General features: G+C 48.2%; 1 pseudogene. It reads right to left on the bottom strand.

Features of this window, described 5'->3' with window-relative positions:
• A pseudogene (locus JNA92_RS25645) lies at window positions 1-265 on the bottom strand (IS110 family transposase); the annotation flags it as partial.
• Window positions 266-342: the final 77 nt, after the last annotated feature.

A 342-nucleotide genomic window follows, 5' to 3' on the forward strand; every position in this document is an offset into this window, starting at 1 on the left:
TTTTCCTGTAGTTGCTCAGTTGGAAACCATCGATGACATAAACGTCGAAACCGAAGCCATGGGCTAGCTCAACCAGGTCCAGATGGTAGACATTGGTCGCCTCAACAGCGATTGCAGTGCCGAGGGGCTGTTGCTTTAGCCATCTTTTGATTTCGGGCTTGGTATTTTTCAGCCTGATAATTTCATCACGATCATCGTGATGAATCACTAATTCGGCTTTTGCGACATCCGCACCCACGATCATTTTGTTTACCTGCATTGCCATGGGCGGCTCCTCGCGTTATGGTTTTTGAGCTTGAAGGGTTTTCACCAAGAGGCGCTGGCTTGCTTCTATCGTCGTTT

The organism is Pseudomonas putida (assembly GCF_022627325.1).
Classification (GTDB): Bacteria; Pseudomonadota; Gammaproteobacteria; order Pseudomonadales; family Pseudomonadaceae; genus Aquipseudomonas; species Aquipseudomonas putida_X.